Raw genomic sequence first — 26,543 nt, 5'->3', positions numbered from 1 at the left:
GGGCCCGGATGAACCTGCGCGGCACCCAGGCGGTCATGTCCTTCATGAGTGAGCCCGACATCAAGGACTGGTCCAGCCGAGTGGCGATCAACCCTGCCCGGATACCGCCCGGGCACCCGGGCTCCCCGGCGTTGGACGACGCCCGCGAGCGCCTGGCAGCGAATGTCGGGCCGGCACTCGCCAAGCTCGCCGAGCTGGTTGGAGCACCTTAGGTCGGCAACGCTGCCCGCGCCCAGGTCTCGTCGGGCACCGCCTGGATCGCGATGAGCGACTTCATCTCGTATGCCGTCACGGAAGAATTCGGTCTGAACGAAACCTGTGCCAGTCATGCGGATCAACTGAATTCACTGCAGCCGGATGAAGCCACCGGGAGGCCGCAGGCAGCACCGAATGCCTCGGGGCTCGCGCACGCTTCAGCGGGTGTCCGCGACCCGCACCAGTCCACCGAGCGTGCCGACGTACGCGGCGCCGTCCCGGCCGAGACTGATCGGCGCGTAGTTGTTGTTGTACCCGAGGCCGCTGCCGGTGAGCTGCGACCAGATGTGCTTGCCGCTGCGCAGGTCGAGGGCGCTGAAGTACCACGCGTCGGGCGCCAGCAGGTCCGGGAGCGGAGCCAGCTTCCACGAGAGCTCGTTCGCCGCCGGATGGGTGTACGTGTAGATCAGCCCGGTCTTCAGGTTGACCTTGCTGACAACGCTGGGCACGCGGGCTGTCGTGTTGCTCCAGGCGATCCGGCACCCCCCCTGCTTGTAGTTGACGTCGATCCGGACCAGGCCGGGCGTCGTGTCGGGGATTCGCGTCGTGGCGCCCGCTGGCAGGGGCCCGCTGTAGCCGTAGTTGTTCTCGGCGATGAGCCCCCCGGGAACCGAGATCAGGCTGTTCTCGTCATTGCTCTGGTCGGCAGGGAACACCGGCTGCTTGCACAACGGCTTGGCTCCGGGGCCGCCCTTGCCGCGCCGGAAGACGAGAACGTTCATGCGGGGGTCGGCGTTGTCGGTGATGGCGATCGATCCGCCGCCGGGCGAGCTGGCCGAGCCGATCAGCGTGGGTGTCGTGCCGCTGCCCTGGCTGACCTGCCCCGGCTTGACCCGGCTTCCCCGGTCGTACGACTTGCGCCACGTCACCTTGGGCCTCGAGCGCACGACGTCGAAGCGGTAGAGCGCAGCGTCGGAGACGATGAAGACCCCGCCGGACTCATCCATAGCGAAGCTGTTCGCGATGGTCTCCCCGGTTGGGAGCTGGTGCGGATGGACCACACCCTTGGAGTCGATCATCGCGACCAGACCCTCGGTCGTCACGAACCAGATGCGACCGGCCCAGTCCGGCAGAGCCGACTGGATTCCGGCACCTCCGGTGACCTTGCTGACGTCGATGTCGCGCTTCAGCGTCAGCGTGGATCCCTTGACCGCGATGACGAAGATGTGGCCGGTAGACGTGGAGACAACGGCACGATCGAGGTGGTCGAGGTAGAAGTAGCCTCCGCCGGAGAAGTTGGAGAACGAGAACGAGCCGAGCTTGCGCGGCGGCAAGTCGTACGACGCGATCTCGCCGAGTGTCGTGGGGTCGAGCACCTTGAGCGACGCGCCCGCCACCCCGACGCACACCGTCACGATCCGACCGGCTCGGTCGAACGTCACGGATGCGCACTCGTTCGCGTACAAGGTGCTGGTCACCTTGGGGTTCTTGCCGAGCGGCCCGGGACCGTTGTACGCATCGCTCTGATACGCGTCATTGTGGATGTTGTTGGCACCATTGCGCGCCATGAACGGGTGCTGCGGCAGGGTGAGTCCGGAGGTCGGGCGCGCGATGGCGGGGTGTCCAAGGTACGGAGTGAGCAGCGCGTTGCGAGGGTCCGGCGGCACCGGTGTCGCCGAGGCGCTCTGAGCGGTGATCGCGATCGCGGCGACGGCGACGGCGACGGCGGTCAGGGCGCGGTGCCAGAACTGGTGGACCAGGGCCGTCATCTGCATCTCCAAGCTGTGGGCGCTGCTGTGATCGGTGCTCTAACGATCAACGCGACGTGTGGGTTACGTGCGCTGCCCGAGTCAGGTCGCCGTCGCCCCGGTCGGGATCAGCGAGAGGTCGCTGTCGCCTGATCGACCGCCGCGCGCAGCGCCACGAGGGTGCGCTCCACATCCCCGCTGGTGGTCGACCAGTTGCTCACCGAGATCCGCAGCACCGCCTGACCCCGCCACACCGATCCGGTGGTCCACGCGGTGCCGTCCTCCATCATCAGCCGGACGACCTCGCGGGTCAGGGCATCATCCCCGAAGGTCGCGCACACCTGCGTGAAGACGACATCGTTGAGCACGTGCGCGCCGGGAATCTGGGCGATGCCGTCGGCGAAGGACCTCGCGTTGCCGGCCAGACCTTCCACGAGCGAGGCGGCACCCGTCCTGCCCATGGCCCGGAGGACCGCCCACACCGGGATGGCGCGACCGCGACGACTGAGCTCCGGGACCTTCTCGAACGGATCCCCCGCCTCGTCGCGGATGAGGTACGCGCCGTGCATCGACATCGCCTTGCGCAGCACCGCCGCGTCGCGGACGATGACCAACCCGCAGTCGTACGGAACATTCAGTGTCTTGTGCGCGTCGGTCGACCATGAGTCGGCGGCCCCATGACCCGCGACGAGGTGTCGATACACCGGGGAGGCGCCGGCAAACAGGCCGAACGCCCCGTCGATGTGCACCCACGCCCCATGCTCGTGGGCGGCGGCGATGGCATCTGCGAACGGATCGAAGGCGCCGGAGTGCAGGTTGCCTGCCTGGAGCACCACGATGGTGGGCCGGTCGGGGCCGTCCGCCAGTGCGTCGCGCAGCGCCGTCACATCGATCCGCCCCTGGTCATCGGCGGCAATCGGCTCGGGCTCGCCCAGCCCGAGGTAGCGCAGCACCAGGTCGACGGAGTCGTGGCGTTCGGCGCCGACCATGACCCGCACTCCCGGGGATCCCGCGAGACCGTGCCGCCCGGTGTCCCAGCCGACCCGGGACAGCACCGCTTCACGGCCCGCCGCGAGACCGGTGAAGTTGGCCATCGTGGCCCCGGTGACGAAACCAACGGCGGCGTCGGTCGGAAGTCCGAGCAGATCCAGCAGCCACCCCTCGGCGACGTCCTCGACTGCCGAGTGGGCCGGGGCGATGTTGCGCAGACCGGCATTCTGGTCCCAGGCACTGGTGAGCCAGTCGGCTGCCAGGGCCGCGGGGTGGGTCCCGCCGATCACGAACCCGAAGAACCGGCCCGAGGGCATCGCGGTGAGCCCGGGCTCGCAAGCCTCGGCCAACAGATCGATCACGTCGGTGGCGTCGGTCGGCCCGTCCGGCAGCTCCCGCCCCAGTCGTTGAATGATCTCGTCGACCCCCGCTCGGGGTGGGACGGCTCGCGAGTCGAGCGAGTCGAGCCATGCCTGCGTGTGGGCCCTGGCCCGGTCCAGAGCATCGCTTGCATCCGCCATCACGCCATCCTCCTCGCCTTGCGAGGTGAACGTCCATAGCCTGACCGAGCCGGGCCCCGAGATCGCCTGACGATCTGCGGCTCCGTGACCCGGAAGCGCACATGTCGGAGCAGGGTCGGCTTGAATGGCCCGATGACGATGCGCGCCGTGACCTGCCACGAAAACACCCTGAGCGTCGACGAGGTCGACACCCCTCGCCCCGGCGCGGGCCAGCTCCTGCTCGACGTGCACCGATGCGGGATATGCGGCTCGGATTTGCACGCCCGCACGCACGGCGACGAGCTGGCCGACGTCATGGCCGAGACCGGTTACGACGACTTCATGCGATCCGAGCAGCAGATCGTGCTGGGCCACGAGCTCTACGGCGTGATCGCCGAGCACGGCCCCCAGACTCGCGGGAAGCTCGCCGTCGGGACACCCGTCGTCTCGATCCCCCTGTTGCGGCGAGGCAGTGAGGTGCACGCGCTGGGCTTGTCCGCCCGGGCGCCCGGAGCCTACGCCCAGCAGGTCGTGACCCAGGAGTCCCTGACGCTCGAAGTTCCCAACGGACTGGATCCCGATGTCGCGGTGCTGACCGAGCCGATGGCGGTCGGCTGGCATGCGATCGCTCGCGGGGAGGTCGGCAAGAAGGATGTCGCGGTCGTCGTCGGCTGCGGACCGGTCGGCCTGGCGATCATCACGATCCTCAAGGCACGAGGCGTGCGCATGATCGTCGCGAGCGACCCCTCACCGGGCCGCCGGGCACTGGCGCAGCGCTGCGGTGCGCACCGCGTCGTCGATCCGACTGTGGAGTCGCCGTTCGACTCGACCGCCGATCGTCATCTCACCACGGCCCCAGCGGCCCTGGGTGCCGCAATGGATGCGATCGACCAGATGTCCCGGCTGCCAGTCGGCTGGTGGCATGCCTGGCGGCTGGCTGACAAGGTCGGCGCCACGAAGCCCAAGGCCCCGATCGTGTTCGAGTGCGTTGGCACACCCGGAATGCTCGACAGCATCCTGGCCGGCACGCCACTGTTCTCCCGCGTCGTGGTGGTGGGGGTGTGCATGGGATCGGACCGCATCCGCCCGTCGATGGGCATCAACAAGGAGATCGACCTGCGCTTCGTGCTGGGGTACACCCCGCTGGAGTTCCGCGACACGCTGCACGCACTCGCCGACGGAACGATCGATCCGTCCGCCATGCTGACCGGCCGGGTCGGTCTCGACGGCGTGAGCGGTGCGTTCGAGGCACTCGGTGACGCCGAGGCACACGCCAAGATCGTCATCGACCCCCGGCTGTCCGGCGATGCCGTCCAGGCCATCTGATCGGAGTCAGACCTGACCTTCCACGGTCTGGCGTCGGCGCAGCGCGAGGATGGCGGCCACCGCCGCGATCACGACGGTCATCACGATCCAGCTGAGCAGATAGGGGCGGCCAAGGATGGTGGCGTTGTCAGGTTTTCCACCCTGCCCGCTCAGCACCGGGATGAACACCACCGTGAGGGTGGCCCAGAGCAGGAACGCCGTGGCCGTCGACGCCCGGAAGTGGCCGGGCAGGTGCCGCGCTGCGACGACACCCAGGATGACCGTGAGCGGGGCAAGGATCGCATCGTGCAGCACGACGGCTCCGCCGAACCACGTTCCGATCGAGATCAGCTGTGCGCCGGTGAAGTCGCGCATCAGCCACAGGCCCCACAGGCCGAAACCGACGCCGATCAGCAGGAGCGCTCCACGCAGGGCCCTCATGCCTGGATCTCCAGTCGCTTGACCCACTTGGTCTGGAAGACACCGGGCCGATTCGGCGCGATGATGCGGCACGGATAGCCGTGGTCCAGGCTCAGGGTCTCGCCGTTCAGCTCCAGGGCCAGCAAGGTGCGATGGTCCTCGACGTAGGAAGCCGGCAACAACGAGACACCGAACGCACCCTTGGTCTGCATCGACCGGATCTTGACGGCGGAGTGCGGGGGCGCGTCGAGCAGGGCGATGACGTCCCGCAGCGCGACCCCGGTCCAGTCCGCGTTGCGGCTCCACCCCTCGACGCAGGCGATGGGCAGGCGGTGGGTGCGTTGCGGCATCGCCAGCAGCTGGTCTCGACTCAGCGAGAGTGTCTGGTCACCGGCGACGATCTCGAGCACGAACTGTGGGTCCTTGGCCTCGGTCGCCGCGCCGGCGCCCTTCGCCGTGCGGTTGATCGGCAGATCCTGGGGCCCCTGACCGTCGCGAACCGCGAACACCGAGACCTTACGCAGGAACGGCACGGTCTGGCCGGCGGTGAGCAGCACCACGAGTCCTGAAGCTGCGACGGCTCCCTGAAGGATGCTCCTACGGGTCGGGGCATCCGCGTCGAGGGCATGGTCCCGATGCTCGATCGGGGCGCCGAGTCCCTCCCGGATGACCGGCAGCTTGACCCCGATGTGCACGATCAGCGAGCCGATGGCGATCCACGCGACCGCCTCGTGCGTGCGCCGGAAGCTGAAGGCCCACGGATACCACTGCGCGATGTTGAGCAGGCCGCTGAACAGCATGAAGAACGACGACGCGACCAGGATTCCGATCGATGCCTTTTCGACCAGGTCGATGGCGAGGTGCCGGTCGAACTTCTTGGGCGGGAGTGCGAAGAGCCGCGGGAACACCGACCACAGCTTGACCAGCAACAGCGGGATTGCCGCCATGCCTGACAGGACGTGGGTCCCCTGGGTCCACCGATAGAGCTGGGTGGGGTTGGGACCGAGCGGCAGCCAGCCTGGCGTCGTGTATTGGAAGTGGCTCCACATCCCGGTGAGGAAGCAGATGCTGAACGCGATGCCCAGCATCGTGCCCACCCGGGCCGTGAGCTCGGTTCCTCGCGCACGGGACTCGAAGTCCTCCGGTTTGGGGAGGCGCTGCTCGATGTCCGCGACGGTGGGCAGCCTCATGGGTGTGTCCGAACCATGGTGGCAGTGTGACGCCCGCCGGCCGAGTTTGTCCCCACAACGCGCATTCCGGCCCGGGCGGCAATGTCCTCGATGGCGTCGAGGCCGACAACCGCCCACTCGAAGCGGACCGACAGGCGGCCCTCCACCCGGAGACGGCGGTGCTCGCAGACGAACCCAGCGCCATCCTCAGCCACCTCGGCGATGACCCGGCCGTCCGAGCTGAGCAGATCGCTCAGGCGGGTCAGCAGACGCACTGGATCTCCGCCGATGCCGAGGTTGCCATCGGCCAGGAGGGCGTAGCTCCACCGTCCCTCGCCGGGAATTCTGGCGAAGACGTCACGGCGCAGCGCCAACGCGCCGCGGATACGCGTCTGCCGCACCGCTTCGGCTGACACGTCGATGCCCATCGCCGGGACCCTGCGCGCGGCGATCTCGGCGACAAGCCGACCCGGGCCGCAACCCACGTCGATCGTGGCGGCATCGCACGGTTCGATGAAGAGCTCGCGATCGACCCAGTCGGGCGCGGCAGACCACTGGGCGACCTCAAACGGCTGGGACCGCCCGATGTGGTCGATCACATGGGTCAACTTGCCCGAGAACGCTTCGTCATACGCGCTGACGGCGTCGAAGGCGATCGTCATGCCATCACCTCCTCCTCGGTCGGGCTCGGAGGCTCGGTCCCCTCCGCCTCAGCGACTCCGGCCTCAGCAGCTGCGTTCGCCACGATGTCGCGGACAGCCCACGCCAGCTGCGAGATGGGTAGATGCTCGGCGATCTCGACGGCGTCGTCCCAGGTGTCCATGTCGCGCACGGAGCGGAGTCGGACGAAGTTCCCGCCGAGGGCGAGCTCGGTCTGCTCTCCCGTGTCGCCCTGGGACATCTCGACGCCGATCAGTCCGTGCGCCTCGTCCGGGTCGGGCAGTCCGAGCAGCCACCAGCCACCGTCGCCGGCCGGACCGATGACCCGGCTGCCCAGCTCGACCATGCGTCCGGCGTCCAGGTAGTCAGCGACGGTCAGCTGAGGCGTGTCCATGCCGACCTGGATGACTCCGCGCCCGGCGTCGGCGTCCGCGTGGGCATTGGCCAGGCGCTCACCCAGGCCCGCGCCACGCTGCTCCACCACCCGAGCTGTCGCGAGCGCGGCAGTGATCTCGTCTCCACGGATCGCGTGATCCAGATCGCCGGTCACGGCAACCACGACAGGCCAGCCGACCGATGTCGCGGTCATCAGCGTGTCGAGGAGCGCTGCTGCCGCGACCTCCGCGGCGGCCACGTCACCGACTGACTGCGCGATGCGGGTCTTGGCGAGTCCGGGAACCGGCGCCTTGGCGACGATCAGGACGGTGGGGGCACTCATCGGAGCACCTGGGCGAAGTCGTGGACGACACGCGCAGTGCCCTTGAAGGAGCCGGAGACCTTGGACTTCGTACCCGCGGCGCGACGGTCGTACGCGACATCGATCTCGCGGACGGACCAGCCGCTGCGCGCAGCACGCAGCATCAGCTCCAGCGGGTAGCCGAAGCGACGGTCCTCGACGCCGAGCGCGAGCAGGTCGTCTCGGCGGCTGACGCGCATCGGCGCGAGATCGTGAATCGGGAAGGCGCTGCGGCGACGGATCCAGGTCGCCAGCAGCTTGGTGCCAGCGCGGGCGTGCCAGGGCCAGACCCCGCGACCCACAGGTCGGCGCCGACCGACGGCCATCGTCGCGGCCCCGGAGCGCACGAGGTCGAGCATCGGGACGAGATCGTCCATCCGCATCGAGGCGTCACCGTCCATGACGGCGACGTAGTCGGCTTCGGCGGCCAACATGCCGGCGTGCACGGCGGCCCCGTATCCCGGTCGGGATTCGGTCACGACCCGGGCGCCCAGGGATCGGGCCACGTCGGCCGTTCCGTCGGTCGAGCCGTTGTCGACGACGATGACCCCCCACCCAGCAGGAATGCGCGCCAGCACGATCGGAAGCGCAGCCGCCTCGTCCCGGCACGGGATCACCACGTCGCAACTGCTCATGTGCATGGTTCGAAACTATGGCCCCTGAGGCTTGGCCACCACTGCAACACGATGACCGACCTGTGACGCGCTCCGTGCTGGTGAGCCCCGGCGGGCCACCCGCCCTACGCTGATCAGGTGTCCCGCCTCTCCGCGAACCCGCTCTCAGCCACCCTGTGGGCGGCGGCCGGGTTGGCCCTGGTGATCGCAGCGCGGGTGTTCGCCTACGACGGCTTCGACCTGGAGTTCCCTCCCCTGCACGCGACGTGGGATCCACGTATTGGTCGGTCGGCCCTGCCAGCCGTCGCGATCGGACTGGTGCTGTGGATCGTCCTTCCGCGAATCGCGGCCCGAGCATCGTGGGCGGCACTGCTCGCCGCGGCGTTCGCCTCGACGTGGCTGTGGATCATGGCGCTGGCGCTGACCGCCGGCAAGGACGGGCTGGCCAGCGTCTTCGAGCGCCGGCAGGAGTATCTCTACGACGCACAGCACGTCAGCTCGATCAGCACCATGCTGCACACCTTCATCGAGCGGATCCCGCTCGACGCCCCGCACAACTGGTACGTGCACGTCGCCGGCCACCCACCCGGAGCGCTGCTGTACTTCGTCGGGCTCGACCGCATCGGCATCCAGGATCCGTTCTGGATCGGCGTCGCGTGCGTCACGATCGCCAGCAGCGCGATCGTGGCGGTCCTGATCACGCTTCGCACGCTGGGGTCGATCGACCTGGCCCGCTCGGCCATGCCGTGGATCGTGCTGGCTCCCAGCGCGGTGTGGATGGGCGTCAACGGCGACGCCGTCTACACCGCGGTCGCCGCCTGGGGGCTGGCGCTGCTCGCCATCGCGGCGGTGCACCGCCGCATCGTTTCCGCGATCGGGGCCGGGCTGCTCCTCGGCCTGTGCGTCTATCTCTCGTACGGGCTGGTGCTTCTCGGCATCCTGGCAGTTGCTGTGCTCCTGATCGCCCGCTCCTGGCGGCCGCTGCCGTGGGCGCTGGGCGGATCGGCCGTCGTCGTCGCGATCTTCACCGCGGCCGGGTTTTCGTGGTGGAAGGCATATCCCGTGCTCCGCGAGCGCTACTACGACGGCATCGCTTCGGAGCGCCCCTACTCCTACTGGGTGTGGGGTGACATCGCCGCGTGGACGTTCACGATCGGACTCGTGGTGTGGGCCGCCTTTCCGTATGCAGCAAAGGCTTTCCGCGAGCGCAACGCGCTCGCCCAGCTGGCAGCCGCTGCGGGGCTCACGGTTTTGATCGCGAGCCTGTCAGGCATGAGCAAGGCCGAGACCGAGCGCATCTTCCTCCCGTTCACGATCTGGGTGGTGGCGCTGCCCGCGCTGCTGCCGACCCGCTGGCACCGGCCCCTCCTGCTGTCGCAGGTGGCAGTGGGCCTCGGTGCCGAACTGTTCCTGCTGACGAGGTGGTGACGATGGCCCGCGGCGACCGGCCCCACGTCCTCGTGGTCGAGGACGACCTCGCAGTGCGCGACGTGCTGCGACGTTATCTTGAGCAGGAGGCGTACGACGTCACCGTCGCGAGCGATGGCCCGTCCGGGCTGGCCGCTGCGCGGCGCGTCGAGCCGGACCTGATCGTGCTGGACGTCATGCTGCCCGCGCTCTCCGGGCTCCAGATCTGCGAGCAGCTGCGGATCACCGACGGCTCTTCGGTACCGATCATCATGCTGACGGCCCTCGGCGAGACCGACGACCGCATCGTCGGCCTCTCGGCGGGCGCCGACGACTACGTGACCAAGCCGTTCAGCGTCAAGGAGCTCACGCTCCGGGTCGGATCGGTGCTGCGACGCAGCCTCGCGATCGTCGATCCAGCGGTCGTCGCGCCGCTGGTGGTTGACGGTGACCTGGCGATCAACCCGGTGTCCCGCGAGGCGCTGCGGGACGGCGCCCCGCTTCGGCTGACGACCCGCGAGTTCCACCTGCTGCACTTCTTCCTGCGCCGTCCGCGTGAGGTCTTCAGCCGGGAGGACCTGCTGCAGCAGGTCTGGGGGTGGGAGTATGGCGATCATTCGACCGTCACGGTGCATGTCAAACGCCTGCGCCGCAAGGTCGAACCCGAACCCGCCGAGCCTCGGCGGCTCGTGACCGTCTACGGGCTCGGCTACCGCTGGGATCCGTCGCCAACCACCCCCGAGGAGGAGCCCCGGTGAGCCCCGACACCGTGCACTCGATCGTGATCGGGCTGCTGACCTCGCTGGCGGTGGTGGTCGCCGGTGCGCTGGCCCTGCACGCGTTACGGCGTCGCTCCTTGTCCGTCTCGATCGCCTTGCTGACCCTGGTGCCACTTGTCGCGATCATCGCCGGGGTTGTCATCACGAGCCAGTTCATGTTCACCGCAGAGCTGCGTCGCACCGCGCTGGTGTGGCTTGCCGTCACGACCGTGAGCGTTCCGAGTGCGGTGCTGCTGGGTCGATCGATCGCCCGCCAGAGCGTCTGGGAACGCGAGGCACTCGAGCGCGAGCGCAGCGCCGAACGCTCGCGCCGCGAGCTGCTGGCATGGCTCAGTCACGACCTGCGAACTCCGATCGCAGGGGTTCAGGCCATGACCGAGGCGCTCGGCGACGGGGTCGTCTCGTCCCCCGAGGACGTCCGGCGGTACGCCCAGCTGATCCGCGGCGAGACCCGCCGACTCGCATCGATGATCGACGACCTGTTCGAGATGTCCCAGATCAACGCCGGAACCCTGCTGCTGGACGTCGGGCCGGTCGCGGTCGACGACGTCATGCGCTCGGCGGTCGCTGCCGTGCGTCCGCTGGCGGACCAGCGCGGGGTGTCGATCGCGGTCGAGGGACACCACCAAGGAACCCTCGCCGTGGGCGCCGCACCCGAGCTCATGCGTGTCCTGCGCAATCTGCTCGGGAACGCGATCAGGCACACGCCCCAGTCGGGCACCGTGACGGTCTCTCTGGGCTCGGAGCGGTCCGAGGTCTGGCTCCGCGTCAGCGACGGATGCGGCGGTATCCCCGACCTCGAGCTGGCCTCCGTCTTCGACATGGGCTACCGCGGGACCGCCGCGCGGGAGAGCGACGGTCAGGGCGCCGGAATGGGGCTGGCCATCGCCCGTGGCCTGCTCGACGCGCAGGCCGGCTCGATCGCGGTCCGCAACCGAGAGCCCGGCTGCGAATTCGAGATCCGCCTGCCCGCTGCGTGATCCTTGGCGCTCAGCGCATCCGCAGGGGGTCGGTCGCGAGCCTGGCCAGACCGTCACGTGGCGCCACCTCGGCGACGAAACCCAGACCCTGCTTCGCAGCCTCCGGAGATGCGACGACGTGGCGCACGTCGAAGCGGCGGAAGTCGCCGGTCAGGACCGGCGCAGGCGCGCCCGCGGCCCCGGCGAGCACAGCGGCCATCTGGCCGATCGTGAAGGTTTGGCCAGAGGCGACGTTGTACGGCGTCAGCCCCGCTGGATGATCGCTGACCTGCTCGATCGCCAGGACGTTGGCCCGGGCGACATCCGTGACGTGCACGAAGTCGCGCATCTGTTGGCCGTCCTCGAACACCTGCGGGGCGTCACCGCGGGCTATCGCGGAGCGGAAGATCGCCGCCACGCCGGCATATGGAGTATCCGCGGGCATGCCAGGCCCGTACACGTTGTGATAGCGAAGTGCGATCGTCCGGGCGCCCTCGAGCGTGCACCAGGCTCCGGCATAGTGCTCCTGCGCAACCTTGGACGCCGCATAGCTGGTGCGCGGCAGGAATGGGGTGTCCTCGGCGATCTCGCGCCACCTGATCTCGCCTCCGCAGACTGGGCAGCGCGGGTCGTAACGCCCGGCGTCCAGATCGTCCTCGCGTCGCACGTCCGGGGGTACGTCACCGTCGACCGGGCAGGTGTAACGGCCGTCGCCGTAGACGACCATCGACGAGGCCAGGACCAGGTCGCGCACGCCGGCACGGGCCATGGCGGCGAGCAGCCGAGCGGTTCCGGCGTCGTTGTGCTCGGCATAGTCTGGCAGGTCCTGCGCGTCGACACCGTTGCCGACCATCGCGGCCTGGTGACACACGACGTCGACGCCGTCGAGGACGTCATCCAGGTCGTCGTGGCGCAGGTCCAGCAGCGCAAATCCGCCGGGTCGCGCGCCCTCACCGTGTGCCTGGGGCAGGAAGGCATCGAGGGCCACGATCTCGTGCCCTCGCGCCTGCGCCTGGACGCCGATGTGCGTGCCGATGAATCCGGCGGCGCCGGTCAGCAGGATCTTCACGGCAGGTCGATCGGCAGGGTCATGCCGTCCACGGCGCTCGAGCAGGAGCAGTCACGATCGGGACCCAACCCGGCCACGACGGACGCGAGCGCGGACTTGAGCGTCTCGGTGTGGGAACTGAAGACCTCGAACACCGACTCCATCGTCACCGCGCTGGCCTCGTCGACGCCCGCATCGTGGTCGGTCACCAGGGCGACGCTCGCGTAGCAGAGCGCGAGCTCGCGGGCGAGAACAGCTTCGGGGTGACCGGTCATGTTGACCACGGCCCACCCCTGCTCGGCGTACCACCTGGACTCTGCCCGGGTCGAGAACCGCGGTCCCTCGATCACGACCATGGCACCCCCGTCGACCGGATCGTGGCCATCCAGACCATCGAGCAGGTGCCTGCGAAGACGCGCGCAGTAGGGGTCGGCGAAGGCAACATGACACGCCCCGGAGTCGTAGTAGGTCTGGTGGCGCGCCGTCGTCCGGTCGACGAGCTGGTCCGGGACCACGAACGTTCCGGGGCCGTGCTCGCGCTGCAGGCCACCGACGGCGCACGGTGCCAGCACCTGACGAACTCCGAGGCTGCGCAGCGCCCACATGTTGGCGCGGTAGGGGACGCGATGCGCCGGGAAGTCGTGGTGCGCCCCGTGCCGCGGCAGGAAGGCCACCGGCCGGCCCTCAACCGTTCCGATCGCGATCGGTGCCGACGGCGCCCCGTACGGGGTGTCGACCTCGACGGTGTGTGGATCCTCGAGAAACGTGTAGAAGCCAGATCCGCCGACCACGGCGACGTCGGGGCGTGCTGACTCAGTCATGACCCGAGCATGTCATCTACGGGATGCCCGGGCACTCCGGTCCCGATACGGTCGGCCCATGTCTCTCGTCCTGCTGGAGTCCGACGGTCACGTCCGGACCGTCCGACTGAACGCCCCCGAGCGCCGCAACGCGCTGGACTGGCCGTTGCTGGACGAGTTCGCCGCCGCCGTTCGCTCAGTTGCTGACGACGCCGAAGCGCGGGCACTCGTCGTGGCTGGCAACGGCTCGGCGTTCTGCGCCGGCGCCAACCTGGAGAACCTGTTCGGCGATCTGGACCGGCCGGTCGAGGAGATGCGCGATCACCTCATGATGGTCTACGCCTCATTCCTCGGCTTGCTCGAACTGACCATCCCCACGATCGCCGCGGTGCAGGGCCCTGCGGTCGGCGCAGGCCTCAACATCGCGCTGGCCTGCGACGTCATCGTCGCGGGACCCAAGGCAGGATTCGGTCCGACCTTCGCGGAGATCGGGTTGCACCCCGGTGGCGGTTGCACATGGATGCTGACGCAGCGGATCGGCGCCGGCAACGCGACTGCAGCCCTGTTGGCAGGCCAGGTGATCCGTGCCGAGGAGGCCTACCGACTCGGGCTGGCCAATGTGCTCGCCGACGACCCCGTCGTCGCGGCGCTCGAGCTTGCCGCGACCTACGCCGCCCGCGATCCCCGCCTCAACGCAGACATCCTGCGCTCCGTCCAGATCGCGTCGTCAGCAGACTTCGACGCCTCGCTGGACTTCGAGTCGATGGCGCAGGCCGAGTCGTTCGGCCGGGAGCAGTTCCGTCACTACATGGCGCGCTTCCTCGCCGAGCACTGACGTCGCTCATGCCACGTCGTGCGCGTCGGCGACAGCCCGCGCCTCCTCGCGCAGCGCCTCGACCACCAGCCGTACCGAAGGCCGCTCGAACCGGTCCGGTCGCAGCAGCGCGGCGATCTCGCGCCTCGCCCGGATGCCCACCAAGGGCCGGGTGACCAGTCCGTTGCTGTGCTCGCGGGTCGTGAAGCGCGGCAGGATCGCGATGCCATGGCCGGCAGCGACGAGCGCCTCGACGATTCCGTTGTCCGCGATCCTCTGCGCGACACGAACCGGCTCCCCGGTGGCCGCGACCACCCGACTCAGCACCCGGTCGAACGGGTAGTCGTGCGGAACCCCGATCCAGGTCTCCCCCACGACGTCCTTGGGTGACAGGCTCGACCTGCGAGCCAACGGGTGACCTTCCGGTAGCGCGACGTCGAGCGGCTCACTCATCAACGGCACCACCTGCAGTCCACGTTCGTGCCAGGTGGCGGCCGTGGTCGGGGAGTCCGCCAAGACGATGTCATGATCCGGGGTGAGGTTCGCGAAGTCAGTCGTGACTCCGTCCTCGTCGCTGCAGATCAGCTCGACCTCCGGAACGTCGGCGAGGCGGGTCAGGACTCCGGACAACAGCATCTCGCCGCCGGTCGGGAACGTCACGAGCGTGACCTGGCCAGCGGGCCGGTGCATGAACTCGCGCCACTGGCCCTCGGCACGCTCGATCGCAACGGCGATCTCGGTGGCGGTCTGGACCAGCGCTCGTCCTGCGACGGTGAGTGCCACACCCCGCCCAGCCGGCTCCACCAACGTGTATCCGGCCTCCCTCTCCAGCACTTTCAACTGCTGGGAGACGGCCGAAGGTGTGACCTTCATCGCGTCCGCGACGGCGCCCACCGTGCCCCGTTCCGCCAATTCCCTCAGGAGAGTGAGTCGATAGACGTCCATGTAGCGATGCTACACGTTGGATGTAGTTCTATTCGATTGTCCTTGACGTTTGAGAGGGTCACACTGGAGATACGAATTCACCTCAGCCTTGAAGGAGGCCACCATGATCGCCCTCGGAATTGCCACTGCAGCCATCACCGTGATCGGGGTCGGCCGCTCCATCCACACCGTTGCCACCGACGGATTCGGACGCGTCCCGACTCGGGTCTTCTGACCCACGGTCACCCTTGAGCACAGCCCCCGCGAGCATTTCCGCGGGGGCTGTGCTCGTCTCCCGGGAACCCAGTTGGTCTGAATTCACCATCAAAAGGTTCTTCGAAGGTGTGACGTCCCCGACAGCGGGACATCGGCTCACGGACTTGTGTAGACGCCCCTCTCGGGCGGATACTTAAGTTACTACTCAGTAGCAGCCTGCCCACCGCAGCGCATACCCCCCAAAGGAATGCTGGCATGAGCCATTACAAGAGCAACCTCCGCGACGTCGAGTTCAACCTGTTTGAGCTCTTCAACCGGCAAGACATCCTCGGCACGGCGCCCTTCGAAGAAGTTGACGCCGACACCGCGAAGAGCATCCTGTCGGAGATCGATCGCATCTCCCGCGACGAGCTCGCCACCTCGTTCGACGATGCTGATCGCAACCCGCCGGTCTACGACCCGGCCGAGAAGACCGTGACGATGAACCCGGCCTTCGCCAAGTCGTACAAGAGCTGGATGGACGCCGAGTGGTGGCGCCTGCAGATCCCCGAGGAGCTCGGCGGCCAGGTGGCCCCCGCGTCCCTGATCTGGAGCAGCGCCGAGTTCGTACTCGGCGCCAACCCGCCGATCTGGATGTACGCCTGCGGGCCCGCGTTCGCGCGCATCGTGTTTGAGAACGGCATCGAGCGGGACAAGAAGATCGCCCAGTACATGGTCGACCGCGGTTGGGGCGCGACGATGGTGCTGACCGAGCCCGATGCGGGCTCCGACGTCGGCGCTGGCCGCACCAAGGCGTTCCCCAACGAGGACGGTTCGTGGAACATCGAGGGCGTCAAGCGCTTCATCACCTCGGCTGAGCACGACCTGTCCGAGAACATCATGCACCTGGTGCTGGCTCGACCGGTCGGCATCGAGGGCGTCGGCGGACCGGGCACCAAGGGTCTCAGCCTCTTCCTCGTGCCCAAGCACCACTTCGATCACGAGACCGGCGAGCTGACTGGCGAACGCAACGGCGCCTACGTCACGAACGTCGAGAAGAAGATGGGCATCAAGGTCTCCACGACCTGTGAAGTCACTTTCGGTGATGGCGCCCCGGCCCAGGGCTGGCTGCTCGGCGAGGTGCACGACGGCATCAACCAGATGTTCCGTGTCATCGAGAACGCCCGCATGTTCGTCGGCCTCAAGGCCGCCGCGACCCTGTCGACCGGCTACCTCAACGCGCTCGAGTTCGCCAAGGAGCGCGTGCAGGGTGCCGACCTGACCCAGGCGTCGGACAAGACCGCTCCCCGCGTCACGATCACGCACCACCCGGACGTTCGCCGTTCGCTGCTGACCCAGAAGGCCTTCGCCGAGGGACTCCGCTCGCTCGCGATCTACACCACGACGTGGCAGGACGACGTCATGGTCAAGGAGGCTGCCGGCGAGGACGCTTCGCTGTCCGAGGCGATCAACGACCTGCTGCTGCCGCTCGTCAAGGGCTATGGGTCGGAGCGTTCGTGGGTCCTGCTCGGCACCGAGTCACTGCAGACCTTTGGCGGATCGGGCTTCCTGCAGGACTACCCGATCGAGCAGTACGTCCGTGACGCCAAGATCGACACCCTCTACGAGGGCACGACCGCCATCCAGGGCCAGGACTTGTTCTTCCGCAAGATCGTGAAGAACAAGGGCGCTGCGCTGGGCTACGTGGCCGGCGAGGTGCAGGCCTTCGCCGAGAGCGATGCGGGCAACGGTCGACTCAAGGTCGAGCGCGATCTGCTCGGCAAGGGTCTCGAGGACGCCCAGGCGATCCTCGGTGCGACCTTCCAGGACCTGATGTCCTCGAACCCCGCCGACGAGAAGGGCGACCTCAAGAACATCTACAAGGTCGGCCTCAACACGACCCGCCTCGTGTACGTCCTGGGTGACCTGGTCGTGGCCTGGCTGCTTCTGCGCGGTGCTGAGGTCGCGCTGCAGAAGCTCAGCGGCGAGGTGTCCGCTGCCGACAAGAGCTTCTACGAAGGCAAGGTTGCCGCGGCGCAGTTCTTCGCGCGCAACGTCCTGCCGAAGCTCGCCGGTGAGCGCGCGATCGCCGAGAACATCGACGACTCGATCATGGAGCTCGACGAGTCGGCGTTCTGACCCATTGCGACCACGACGGCCCCCATCCCGCCCGGGTGGGGGCCGTTGCGCTTGCCGGGCTGACCTGACCCGCAGCCAGAACACGCAGAAGGCCCGGCACCCCAAGGGCGCCGGGCCAGTCCTGCTGTTGATGCGTGATCAGCGCAGGAATGCGTGCTCCTTGACGATCGGGAGCTTCTCCCACATGGCGCCCAGACCCAGCGTGCGGCCCGCGCTGGTCAGCGCAAGCACGACGAGGATCAGCGCGTAGATCAGGTGGTCGTCCATGAAGAGATTGTTCGCCGGCGGCAGGACCGCGGTCCACATGAGGATCAGCAGCAACGAACCTGCGGCGACTGCAGCACGAGTGGCCACGCCGGCGGTCAGCGCCACGCCGATTCCGAGCAGCCCGAGCATGAAGAGCCAGTCGGCCCATGCGTGCCCCGCGAAGCTCTGGTACATGCCCGAGAACGGACCCTTGGTCGCATTGCCGAGGAATCCAGCCGTCGGGCTGCCCCCGTTGACCCATGCGCCGGCCGACGGTGTCTCGTGGCCGAGTCCGAATGCCTTGTCCAGGAAGGGCCAGAGGAAGGTCCAGCCCATCGCGAGTCGGGTCACGCCGAGCACGAGCGACAGGGGCGTCGCCTGCTCCGCGGTGACGGATGCGGTGTGTGTGTGGCCAGCGGCCAGGGTGGCGCTCATGGTGACTCCTCGTGAGTTGGTCGTTGGTCCTGAGCATTCCGCTGATCCGCGGCCGCCAGCAGGGCCAACGGACCACGAACCGTGGGCCCTAGGTCCTTTGCAGCGCGCCGGCCCGTCGTCCAGGACGTTGGTCCCGCCTGTCGATGCTCTACGGCCATGGGCCTTTGTCGACGCGCGCGCAAGACTGGTGAACGACTCGGGAAGCGGCGCATCCGCACCGGACGCCGCACGACAGCGAAGGAAAGTCACATGACCATACCCAGCGAGCACCCGCAAGCCAGTCTGGTCTCCATCGAGGATGGTGAGTGCCGTGAGCTGCTCACGACCACGACAGTCGGACATGTCGCCTTCGTCGATGACGACGGGCAGCAGCTGATCCCGGTCAACTTCGCCTATCTCGACGGTGCCGTCTACTTCCGCACCGAGCCCGGCCGAGTGCTCTCGGCGCTGGCCCGGGGGCACGACGACGTCGCCTTCGGCGTCGACCATCACGACGTCTTCCGGCACGGCTGGAACGTCACGGTCAAGGGTCCGGCCGGCGAGGTCGAGGACCGCGCCACGATCAACAAGGTGCTCGGCCACTCCAGGCTCCGTCCGTGGGCGGGTGGCACGCGACCCATGGTGATCAGGATCGGCGTCGACTCAATCGACGGGCGCCGTGTCTCCGGGACCAACCCGTGACGACCTCCGCCCGAGGCGCCAACCGCGACGACCGCGCTGCACCGACGTGCCCTCGCGAGAGCGCCGGCACAGACCGCGCCGGTACAGACACCGCCCGGTCAGCGACCTGAGGACCGCGCGACCGATCCGCGCGTCGGAACCTGCGACAGCTGCGCGGCTATGTGCTTGGCCCAGTCGTCGACCTGGTCCCAGTCGCGGTGGTCGCCGGGCAGGGCGTGGACGGCTTTCACCGCTGCCCGCTCCGCCCAGTTCAGCAGCGAGGTGTCCAGCCTGCCGCCAAACACCTGGTGCTCCACCGCAAGCCCGTCAGCGACCATGGCATCAGCCGACGGCACCTGGGCATCCGCACTGTCGACCTCGGAGATCGGACCCGTGCTGAACAACCAGAGGTCGAGCAGTGGAGCGTCCTTGACGTAGCGGAGCGCTCGCCCGGCCGCGTGCATCCAATGGCTGTAGTAGACCGCGCTGCCGAGCACGACGGCGTCAACGTCGTCGAGCGCGCGCAGGTCCCGCAGGTCAGTGCGAGTGACGCTCCAACCGTCCGAAAGCTCTGCGGCCAGGGTGACGGCGATCCGATCGGCGATCTCACACGTGCCGCCGTGGCGGCTGGCGGCGGCAACGGCCACAGTGCGACACGTCGCAACGGAACCCATCTCAGACGCCCGCGTAGTCGGACGGCACTATCGCCACCGGGCAGTTCGCTCGCCTGGCCACCCTGGTCGCGACGGGCCGGGCGAGGGCGAAGGCAACAGACCTGTTGTGGGGACGCCCGACCACCACCAGCTCGGCGCGCTCGGTCGCCTCGACGATCACGTCCTCAACCGCGTCGAAGACGAATGCCGGAATGACCCGGACGTCGGGATAGATCTCGGACCAGCCCGCCAGCACCTCGCCGATGTTTGCGCGCACGGCCTGGACGTCTTCGGTCAACGTCGCCGGTGGCGTGGCATGCAGGACATGCAGCGTGCGGCCAGCAGCATCCGCCTGCTCGAAGGCATACCGCAACGGACCCGACGCCGAGGTGTCGCCGTCGAGCGTCACCACGACGCCGCCGATCAGTGGCGAGGGATCCCCGTGCTCGGGAACCACGATCACGACACAGTCGGCATGACGTGTGACGTGCCCGGTCACGGCGGTACCGAGAGCCCGTTCGTACCACGGCAGATCATCCGACCCGATGATGAGGACCCTGGCGCCGAAGGAGCTGCGAACCAGCGTGTCGATCGCCGGCCCGGTCGACAGCTCGTAGCTGACCGGGGGTGGGGCGACCTCCTGATCGATGAAGTGCCTGGCCTCGTCGAGAATCTCCTGCCCAGCCACCCGTGCGCCATCCATCGCGTCGTACCCGGTGTAGAACTCCGCGGCCTGGACCGGGAGCGCGGACGAGTGCACGACCCGCATCGGAACACCGGCACGACGTGCCTCCTGGAGACCGAATCGCAGCGCTGCGGGCTGCTTGTCCTTGATGCCGACGACGACGGGCTTGGCGGTGGTCATGGTTCCTCCTGCGTGGTTGGTGATCCTCACGATCCACCTCGGGGCCGCGCGACAACATGGGCCGTCGCCCCCCTTGCTCGGGACCTAGGTCCCGGCAGATGAGGCGGAGCTGCGCTCCCGTGGGCGTAGTCTCGGCACGTGAGCAGCTACCTGGGGGTGGGATGACCGAACACCACGGGTCGGGGACCGGGCCCAGGCTCGAGTTCGAGGCCGTGCTTGCCCAGCTCGTGGAGCGTGCCGACCAGATGATGACGTCGCAGTCGCGGATGCGGGACCTGATCCGGGTCAACAACGACCTGACCAGCGATCTGGATCTCCCCAGCGTCCTGCGCCGTATCGTCGAGATCGGCATGGAGCTGATCCAGGCCAGATACTGCGCGATGGGCGTCATCGGTGACGAGCGGCGTCTGGAGCAGTTCATCCATCGCGGGATGGATTCGGAGGTCGTCGAGCAGATCGGTCACCTGCCTGAGGGCAAGGGACTCCTCGGTGCGCTGATCGACGATCCTCAGCCCGTACGCCTGGACCGGATCGCCTCTGATGCTCGTTCCAGCGGCTTCCCGGCGCATCACCCACCGATGGAAAATTTCCTCGGCGTGCCGATACGCGTGCGCGACGAGGTCTACGGCAACCTCTACCTGACCGACAGCCTCAACGGCGCTTTCTCCGCCGACGACGAGGAGCTGGCGCAGGCACTCGCGGCGACCGCCGGCATCGCGATCGAGAACGCCCGACTGTTCGACGACTCTGCCTACCGGGCGCGCTGGTCTACAGCGCTGGCGGATGCCGCCCGCCGGCTCATGCGCGATGACGAGGGAGACGAGCACCTCGGTGTCGTCGTCGAACAGGTTCGTGGGCTGGCCGATGCCGATCTGGTGAGCATCGGCAGGGTCTCCGGCTCGCAGATCGAGCTCGACCGCGCCGCTGGAGTCGGCGCAGCGGATCTGTCAACGATGTCGTTCTCCTTGGCGGACAGCATCGCTGCGGACGCGATCGCCTCGGGAGAACCGATCTTGGTCACGGAGTCCGGTGAGCCCCGCCGCGAGGGCTTCGATCGTCACGCACTGCTCGGCAACTCGCTGGTGATCCCCTTCTCGCAGGGCGAGGTGACAACCGGCCTGCTCACGCTCTCGCGCGTCGCCGGGCGGCCGCCGTTCACCATGCGGGACCTCGACATGGGGGTGTCCTTCGCGAGTCATGTCAGCGTGACGATCGACCGAGCCGAGTCGCGGCGCAGCCGTCGCCGCGTGGCCCTGCTCGAGGACCGCAGCCGCATCGCGCGCGACCTGCACGACCACGTCATCCAACGCCTCTTCGGCACGGGACTCAGCCTGCAGGCCGCGGCGGTCGGCGCTGATGCCGAAACAGCGGCACGAATCACGACCCAGATCGCGGAGATCGACGCCGCGATCGCCCAGATCAGGCAGAGCATCTTCGCCATGCAGCGCGATCCGGAGACCACGACCGTGAGCGTTCGCGCACGAATCCTCGAGATCGTCGACCGGGTCACCGAGCAGCTTGCTCACCGGCCACGCGTCGCCTTCCTCGGACCCGTCGACCTGATGGTCTCCGGCGACCTCACCGACGACATCACCGCAGTGGTGAGCGAAGGCCTCGCCAACGTCGTGCGGCACGCCGGGCCAGCAGATGTCGAGGTGACGATCTCAGCCGTTTCGGGGGAGATCACGATCGAGATCACCGACAACGGGATCGGTCCCGGAGACTCTCCACGGCTCAGCGGTCTGGGCAATCTCCGCGGCCGGGCCGAGGAGCGTGGCGGTGACTTCGCCATTCGCGCCGTGGCCGATGGGGGCACCAGACTGACCTGGAGCGTGCCGACCTGAGTCAGCGGTCGTCGAGAAGGCGGCTCGCCAGCACCGCGGCCTGGGTCCGGCGCTCGAGCCCCAATTTGGACAGCACGTTGGACATGTAGTTCTTGACTGTCTTCTCGGCGAGGAACAGCCGCTCGCCGATCTGTCGGTTGGTCAGGCCCTCGGCCACCAGCTCCAGGATGCGCCGCTCCTGGGCGGTGAGGTCCTTCAGCTCGTCCGGCTCGCCGGGCGCCCCGGCGCGCAATCGCTCCATGACTTTGGCGGTGACGCTCGGATCGAGCAGCGATCCACCCGAAGCGACGTGGCGCACTGCGGCGATGAGGTCCTGACCCGTGACCTGCTTCAGGACATAGCCGGCGGCGCCAGCCATGATGGCGGCGAAGAGCGCCTCGTCGTCGTCGTACGACGTCAGGATGATGGCTTTGGTCTCCGGGTGCGAGGACCGCACCTGTCGGCACACTTCGATGCCGCTGCCGTCGGGGAGGCGGGCGTCGAGCACCGCGACGTCAGGCTTCAGCGCTGGGATCCGTGCCAGCGCGGTCTCCGCATTGCCGGCCTCGCCCACGACCTCGATGTCGCCACCGCTCTCCAACAACTGCCGCAATCCGGTGCGTACGACCTCGTGGTCATCCAGCAGGAAGACACGGATCGTCATCTCAAGCTCCTCGTCATGGCCATCAGCCCAGTATTCAGACGCCGGTCGAACGTGTCGAGGGCCGAAAGTCCCGCAGAGTGCAGCCGGTCTGCCGCGAGGTCCCGGTCCTGACCGCGCGTCTGGCGCTGCCCCCAGGCGACCCGTGTGCGAAAGTTGCCCCGTGAGACCGACGAACCCGCTCTGGTACCTCGCGGCCTTCGTCGTCGCGCTGGGCAGCGTCATGATCGGTACGGTCGTCGCAGCAAGCGCATGGGAGCCGGTGCGGAACGCGACGGTGCTGCCCACCACCGCCCGTGCTGACGCCGCAGGCCAGAGCGTTGCCGTGTTCACGGACATCCTGCAGCCGGAGCGCGCAGTCACGTGTCGCGCAACGACCCCCACCAAGAAGCGACGCGCTATTCCCGCTGCCGCTCTGGAGATCACCGTCGACGACGACGGCAACCAGTGGCACCTGATCGGGCTGCTCAACAAAGGATCCAACGGCCTGAAGATCAGCTGCGAACCACGCGACGATCGGGCTGACAACGCGTCGTACGGCTACGCGTTGATCTCCGGCTTCGACTCCCGCGCCAACACCGGCAACGGAATCGGCGCGATCGGGGTCGGTGCCGGTGCACTCTTCGCCGGGTACGTCTTCTACATCCGCCGCAAATATCGCAAGGAGCGAGCCCATGAGTCTGCTTGAGACCTACGTTCGAGGGTGGCACGAGTCGGTTGACTCGATCCTTGCCCTGGCCGCCGAGCTCGACGATGCGGACTGGGCGCAGCCGACGGACTGTCCCACGTGGACGGTCAAGGACGTGCTGGCGCACGTAGCCCATCTCGAGACCGAGCTCAGCCGCAGCGAAGCCGGCTCCCACGAACCGACCGGAGCCCGCGAGATCGTGTCGTCCTACACCGCCATCGGCGTCGAGGAGCGCGCGGATCACACCCCGGCGCAGCTCGTGGCAGAGCTTGCCGCGGCGGTTGAGCTGCGGCTCGATCAGCTGGCCGACCTCCCCAGCGACCCGTCGGCCCTGGCGCCCGGCACTCCCGGGGGCGTCGCTTGGAGCTGGGACACGCTGCTGCGCAATCGCACGATCGACATGTGGGTGCACGAGCAGGACATCCGCCGGGCAACCGGCCGCCCCGGGGGGCTGGACTCCACGGGCGCGCAGGTCGTCGTGATGGCATTTTCGTTCGCCATGCCGATGATCCTTGGCAAGCGGGTCAAGCCGCCGGCGGGGTCGACGGTCCAGTGGCAGGTGACTGGCGAAACGCCACTCGAGCTCGTCGTGCGGATCGGCGAGGACGGCCGCGCCTCCCAGGTCGAGCATCTCGAGCAGCCTTCGACCACCCTGTCGATGTCGACCGAGACGTTCACCGTCCTGACCGCCGGACGTCGCACGCCGGACCAGGTCGAGGTCGAGGTCACCGGAGATCAGGAGCTCGGCCGATCGGTCCTTGCAGCCATGGCTGTCACACCCTGAAGGTGGACCGCCTAGGCTGTGTCGCATGACGTGGCACACCGAAGACATCCCCGACCTGACCGGCAAACGAGCGGTCATCACGGGAGTGACCGGTGGTCTGGGTCTGCACACAGCGATCGGCTTGGCGCAGCACGGCGCGAGCCTGGTCGTGACGGCGCGGGATGCGGGTCGCGCCCAGCAGGCGGTCGACCGCATCGCGACAGAGGCCCCCGGAGCTGAGGTCGACGTCGTCTCGCTCGATCTGGCCGATCTCGCAGACGTCAGTCGGGCAGCCAAGGAGGTCGCCCAGGGCTACGATCGCATCGACATCCTGGTCAACAATGCCGGCATCATGGTCCCGCCCAAGCTCACCAAGACGGCCGACGGCTTCGAGCTGCAGATGGGCACCAACCACCTGGGGCACTTTGCGTGGACCGCCGGCCTGTGGCCGCTCCTGGTCGCCAGTGAGAGCCGAGTCGTCACGGTGTCCTCGCTCGCGCACTCGGCGGTCGGCAGCATCGATCTGGACGCGCTGACCCCTGCGGGATCGGGCCGGAGCTACAAGCGCTGGCAGACGTACGGCGAGTCCAAGCTCGCCAACCTCATGTTCGCCCTCGAGCTCGACCGGCGGGCGAAGGCCGCCGGGCTGGGAGTTGTGAGCGTCCCGGCCCACCCCGGCTACGCCTCGACCAACCTGACCAAGACCGGTCCGACCGTCCACGGCCTGTCGCTCCCCGGGATCGGGATGCACCAGATCACCAAGATCATCGGCCAACCCGCATCGCACGGGGCCTGGCCGCTGCTGATGGCCGCGACCGATCCATCGCTGACCGGCGGCGAGTACGTCGGTCCGGCCGGGTTCCGCGGCTTGCGCGGCCGGCCCAGGCTCGTCGGGATGACCCGGGTCGCGCGCGACGAAGAGCTAGCCGATCAGCTCTGGGCGGCCTCGGAGTCGGCCACCGGGGTTCGCTTCGACGTCTGAGGATCAGCCGAGCGTCCGGGTGCGGCCGTATGCCTCGGGCTCCTCGGCCATGATCTTCGCCCGGGTCCGGACCCGGTAGCGCCAGATCTGGGTCAGTCCGAGCGCCCACAGGACGTACTGGAACGACATCGCCCAGGTGAACGCAGACGGCGAGTAGGCCGTGGACGACCCGGGTGTGCGCCAGTCCAGGATCAGCCCGATGGCGACCACGAGCACGAGGCTCGCGACGAAGCCGGCCTGATTGACGATCGCGGTTGCGCTGCCGAGCCGGTCCGCAGGATTGGAGGTGCGCGCCAGGTCGAAGCCGATCATCGAGGCGGGCCCGCCGATGCCCATGACGATGACCAGGACGACGAGCAGCAGCAGCGGCGCCGGACCGCGCCACATCAGCACGACCGTCCACACCACCACGATCGCCGAGATGATCCCGAGCACGATCGTCGAGCGGTGCCAGGGGTGGCGCGTGATCGCCCAGCCGAGCACAGGTCCGGCCGACATCACCGCCACGACCATCAGGGTCAGCAGCAACCCGGCGACGTGGTCGGAGCGACCCTCCCCACGGACGAAGAATGGATAGCCCCACAACAGGCCGAAGGTCGTCGCGCTGAACTGGGTCGAGAAGTGCATCCAGAAACCCAGCCGTGTGCCGGGCTGCGCCCAGGAGGCGCCGAGACTGCGTCGCACCGCAGTCAGGGACAAGGCTGCGCCCCGGACAGATCTGGCGGCCGGTGCGTCACGCACGAAGATGACCAGGGCTACGGTCAGGATCACGCCGAACGAGGCGGCGATCAGGTACGACCTGGTCCACCCGAGCTCACGCAGTGCCACCGTCATCGGGACCGCCGCGATGATCGCACCCAGCTGCCCGGTGACCCCAGTCAGCTGGGTGATCAGCGGCACCCGTCGGGGAGCGAACCAGGTGTTGACCAGTCGAAGCACGCAGATGAAGGTCATGGCGTCGCCGATACCGACGAAGACGCGAGCCAGCAGCGCCAGGGCATATGTGTCGGCGAACGCGAAGCCCACCTGGGCCAGGGTCAGCGTGATCGCGCCGGTCAGCAGCACCCGGCGCGGTCCGAAGCGGTCGACCAGCAGCCCGACCGGGATCTGCATCCCGGCGTAGACCAGCAGCTGCAGCATGGTGAAGGTCGCCAGCTGGGCGGCGGAGATGTCAAAGCGTTCGGTCGCGGCGAGCCCGGCGACCGCCAGCGAGGATCGGTGGAACACCGCCAGGAGATAGACCAGGAGGGCGACGACCCACACGGCGTACGCGCCGGGGTGGCGCGTCTCGACGGGGTGGCTCACCGAATCAGTTTAGGGTCCGTCGCGGCGCCGCACGAGCACTGCTGTGCCACCGTGGACGGC

General features: G+C 68.3%; 26 protein-coding genes and 1 pseudogene. 12 read left to right on the top strand and 15 right to left on the bottom strand.

The features are described 5' to 3' along the window. Positions 1-212, top strand: a pseudogene (locus WB461_RS02990) (pyridine nucleotide-disulfide oxidoreductase); the annotation flags it as partial. A 201-nt stretch (positions 213-413) separates the two neighbouring features. On the opposite strand, the gene WB461_RS02985 reads toward WB461_RS02990, so the two are convergent. Together WB461_RS02985 and WB461_RS02980 are read right to left on the bottom strand one after the other, a co-directional pair. After that, positions 414-1,964, bottom strand: a complete 1,551-nt coding sequence (locus WB461_RS02985) for a hypothetical protein (protein WP_423851237.1) — start codon at positions 1,962-1,964, stop codon at positions 414-416. Positions 1,965-2,071: 107 nt separating this feature from the next. Further along, positions 2,072-3,454: a pyridoxal phosphate-dependent decarboxylase family protein gene (locus WB461_RS02980; RefSeq protein WP_423851236.1), complete on the bottom strand. Its 1,383-nt coding sequence runs from the start codon at positions 3,452-3,454 to the stop codon at positions 2,072-2,074. Between the two features lie 132 nt (positions 3,455-3,586). On the opposite strand from WB461_RS02980, the gene WB461_RS02975 reads away from it, so the two are divergent. Continuing rightward, entirely contained in the window at positions 3,587-4,759 is a 1,173-nt protein-coding gene (locus WB461_RS02975) for a zinc-binding dehydrogenase (protein ID WP_423851235.1), read from the top strand. A gap of 6 nt (positions 4,760-4,765) precedes the next feature. Here WB461_RS02975 and WB461_RS02970 read toward each other — a convergent pair whose 3' ends face one another. From WB461_RS02970 to WB461_RS02950, 5 genes are read right to left on the bottom strand one after another with little or no spacing between them, the layout of a single operon-like run. After that, entirely contained in the window at positions 4,766-5,179 is a 414-nt protein-coding gene (locus WB461_RS02970) for a hypothetical protein (protein ID WP_423851234.1), read from the bottom strand. Then, the gene (locus WB461_RS02965; protein WP_423851233.1) at positions 5,176-6,348 is read right to left on the bottom strand and encodes a molybdopterin-dependent oxidoreductase; all 1,173 of its coding nucleotides are present in this window, start codon (positions 6,346-6,348) and stop codon (positions 5,176-5,178) included. Before WB461_RS02965 ends, WB461_RS02970 begins: the two co-directional genes overlap by 4 nt. Beyond that, the gene (locus tag WB461_RS02960; protein WP_423851232.1) at positions 6,345-6,989 is read right to left on the bottom strand and encodes an SAM-dependent methyltransferase; all 645 of its coding nucleotides are present in this window, start codon (positions 6,987-6,989) and stop codon (positions 6,345-6,347) included. The genes WB461_RS02965 and WB461_RS02960 overlap by 4 nt, the downstream gene beginning before the upstream one ends. After that, a complete protein-coding gene (locus WB461_RS02955) occupies positions 6,986-7,705 on the bottom strand; it encodes a TIGR04282 family arsenosugar biosynthesis glycosyltransferase (RefSeq protein WP_423851231.1) in 720 nt (239 codons plus the stop codon). Before WB461_RS02955 ends, WB461_RS02960 begins: the two co-directional genes overlap by 4 nt. Then, positions 7,702-8,358, bottom strand: coding sequence for a glycosyltransferase family 2 protein (locus WB461_RS02950; RefSeq protein ID WP_423851230.1), 657 nt, complete (start codon positions 8,356-8,358; stop codon positions 7,702-7,704). Before WB461_RS02950 ends, WB461_RS02955 begins: the two co-directional genes overlap by 4 nt. A gap of 117 nt (positions 8,359-8,475) precedes the next feature. On the opposite strand from WB461_RS02950, the gene WB461_RS02945 reads away from it, so the two are divergent. The 3 genes from WB461_RS02945 to WB461_RS02935 are packed head-to-tail and all read left to right on the top strand — an operon-like array spanning position 8,476 to position 11,503. After that, positions 8,476-9,765: a hypothetical protein gene (locus tag WB461_RS02945; RefSeq protein WP_423851229.1), complete on the top strand. Its 1,290-nt coding sequence runs from the start codon at positions 8,476-8,478 to the stop codon at positions 9,763-9,765. Between the two features lie 2 nt (positions 9,766-9,767). Next, positions 9,768-10,502: a response regulator transcription factor gene (locus WB461_RS02940; RefSeq protein WP_423851228.1), complete on the top strand. Its 735-nt coding sequence runs from the start codon at positions 9,768-9,770 to the stop codon at positions 10,500-10,502. Next, positions 10,499-11,503, top strand: coding sequence for a sensor histidine kinase (locus tag WB461_RS02935; RefSeq protein ID WP_423851227.1), 1,005 nt, complete (start codon positions 10,499-10,501; stop codon positions 11,501-11,503). Before WB461_RS02940 ends, WB461_RS02935 begins: the two co-directional genes overlap by 4 nt. A 10-nt stretch (positions 11,504-11,513) precedes the next feature. Here the strand turns inward: WB461_RS02935 and WB461_RS02930 are convergent, their stop codons facing one another. Both WB461_RS02930 and WB461_RS02925 read right to left on the bottom strand, forming a co-directional pair. Beyond that, a complete protein-coding gene (locus WB461_RS02930; protein WP_423851226.1) occupies positions 11,514-12,551 on the bottom strand; it encodes an NAD-dependent epimerase/dehydratase family protein in 1,038 nt (345 codons plus the stop codon). After that, entirely contained in the window at positions 12,548-13,351 is an 804-nt protein-coding gene (locus tag WB461_RS02925; RefSeq protein WP_423851225.1) for an S-methyl-5'-thioadenosine phosphorylase, read from the bottom strand. Before WB461_RS02925 ends, WB461_RS02930 begins: the two co-directional genes overlap by 4 nt. 58 nt (positions 13,352-13,409) lie before the next feature. On the opposite strand from WB461_RS02925, the gene WB461_RS02920 reads away from it, so the two are divergent. After that, on the top strand, positions 13,410-14,165 hold the full coding sequence (locus tag WB461_RS02920) for an enoyl-CoA hydratase (protein WP_423851224.1): 756 nt from the start codon (positions 13,410-13,412) through the stop codon (positions 14,163-14,165). Positions 14,166-14,171: 6 nt separating this feature from the next. Here the strand turns inward: WB461_RS02920 and WB461_RS02915 are convergent, their stop codons facing one another. Next, positions 14,172-15,089, bottom strand: a complete 918-nt coding sequence (locus WB461_RS02915; RefSeq protein ID WP_423851223.1) for a LysR family transcriptional regulator — start codon at positions 15,087-15,089, stop codon at positions 14,172-14,174. A gap of 450 nt (positions 15,090-15,539) precedes the next feature. Here WB461_RS02915 and WB461_RS02910 point away from each other — a divergent pair, with 450 nt between their 5' ends. After that, complete coding sequence (locus WB461_RS02910) at positions 15,540-17,402, top strand: acyl-CoA dehydrogenase (protein WP_423851222.1); 1,863 nt, start codon at positions 15,540-15,542, stop codon at positions 17,400-17,402. Positions 17,403-17,540: 138 nt separating this feature from the next. Here WB461_RS02910 and WB461_RS02905 read toward each other — a convergent pair whose 3' ends face one another. Next, on the bottom strand, positions 17,541-18,083 hold the full coding sequence (locus WB461_RS02905; RefSeq protein ID WP_423851221.1) for a hypothetical protein: 543 nt from the start codon (positions 18,081-18,083) through the stop codon (positions 17,541-17,543). Positions 18,084-18,332: 249 nt separating this feature from the next. Between WB461_RS02905 and WB461_RS02900 the strand changes: the two genes are divergently transcribed. Next, positions 18,333-18,764: a pyridoxamine 5'-phosphate oxidase family protein gene (locus tag WB461_RS02900; protein WP_423851220.1), complete on the top strand. Its 432-nt coding sequence runs from the start codon at positions 18,333-18,335 to the stop codon at positions 18,762-18,764. A 98-nt stretch (positions 18,765-18,862) separates the two neighbouring features. Here WB461_RS02900 and WB461_RS02895 read toward each other — a convergent pair whose 3' ends face one another. Beyond that, on the bottom strand, positions 18,863-19,390 hold the full coding sequence (locus WB461_RS02895) for a flavodoxin domain-containing protein (protein ID WP_423851219.1): 528 nt from the start codon (positions 19,388-19,390) through the stop codon (positions 18,863-18,865). A 28-nt stretch (positions 19,391-19,418) separates the two neighbouring features. Further along, positions 19,419-20,261 (bottom strand): universal stress protein, encoded by an 843-nt coding sequence (locus tag WB461_RS02890; RefSeq protein WP_423851218.1) that lies wholly within the window; start codon positions 20,259-20,261, stop codon positions 19,419-19,421. Positions 20,262-20,422: 161 nt separating this feature from the next. Between WB461_RS02890 and WB461_RS02885 the strand changes: the two genes are divergently transcribed. Continuing rightward, on the top strand, positions 20,423-22,105 hold the full coding sequence (locus WB461_RS02885; RefSeq protein WP_423851217.1) for a GAF domain-containing protein: 1,683 nt from the start codon (positions 20,423-20,425) through the stop codon (positions 22,103-22,105). Between the two features lies 1 nt (position 22,106). Here WB461_RS02885 and WB461_RS02880 read toward each other — a convergent pair whose 3' ends face one another. Beyond that, positions 22,107-22,748, bottom strand: coding sequence for a response regulator (locus tag WB461_RS02880; RefSeq protein WP_423851216.1), 642 nt, complete (start codon positions 22,746-22,748; stop codon positions 22,107-22,109). Between the two features lie 160 nt (positions 22,749-22,908). Here WB461_RS02880 and WB461_RS02875 point away from each other — a divergent pair, with 160 nt between their 5' ends. Genes WB461_RS02875 through WB461_RS02865 form a run of 3 tightly spaced genes read left to right on the top strand, consistent with a single transcriptional unit; the run spans position 22,909 to position 25,178 of the window. After that, positions 22,909-23,433, top strand: a complete 525-nt coding sequence (locus WB461_RS02875) for a hypothetical protein (RefSeq protein WP_423851215.1) — start codon at positions 22,909-22,911, stop codon at positions 23,431-23,433. Further along, complete coding sequence (locus tag WB461_RS02870) at positions 23,420-24,217, top strand: maleylpyruvate isomerase family mycothiol-dependent enzyme (RefSeq protein ID WP_423851214.1); 798 nt, start codon at positions 23,420-23,422, stop codon at positions 24,215-24,217. The genes WB461_RS02875 and WB461_RS02870 overlap by 14 nt, the downstream gene beginning before the upstream one ends. Before the next feature lie 25 nt (positions 24,218-24,242). Next, positions 24,243-25,178: an oxidoreductase gene (locus WB461_RS02865; RefSeq protein ID WP_423851213.1), complete on the top strand. Its 936-nt coding sequence runs from the start codon at positions 24,243-24,245 to the stop codon at positions 25,176-25,178. A gap of 3 nt (positions 25,179-25,181) precedes the next feature. On the opposite strand, the gene WB461_RS02860 is transcribed toward WB461_RS02865, so the two are convergent. Beyond that, positions 25,182-26,483 (bottom strand): MFS transporter, encoded by a 1,302-nt coding sequence (locus tag WB461_RS02860; protein WP_423851212.1) that lies wholly within the window; start codon positions 26,481-26,483, stop codon positions 25,182-25,184. Positions 26,484-26,543: the final 60 nt, after the last annotated feature.

Source organism: Aeromicrobium sp. (assembly GCF_049587115.1).
Taxonomy (GTDB): Bacteria; Actinomycetota; Actinomycetes; order Propionibacteriales; family Nocardioidaceae; genus Aeromicrobium.
The sequence above is the reverse complement of the archived record's forward strand: the minus strand, read 5'-3'. Positions and strand labels throughout refer to the sequence as shown.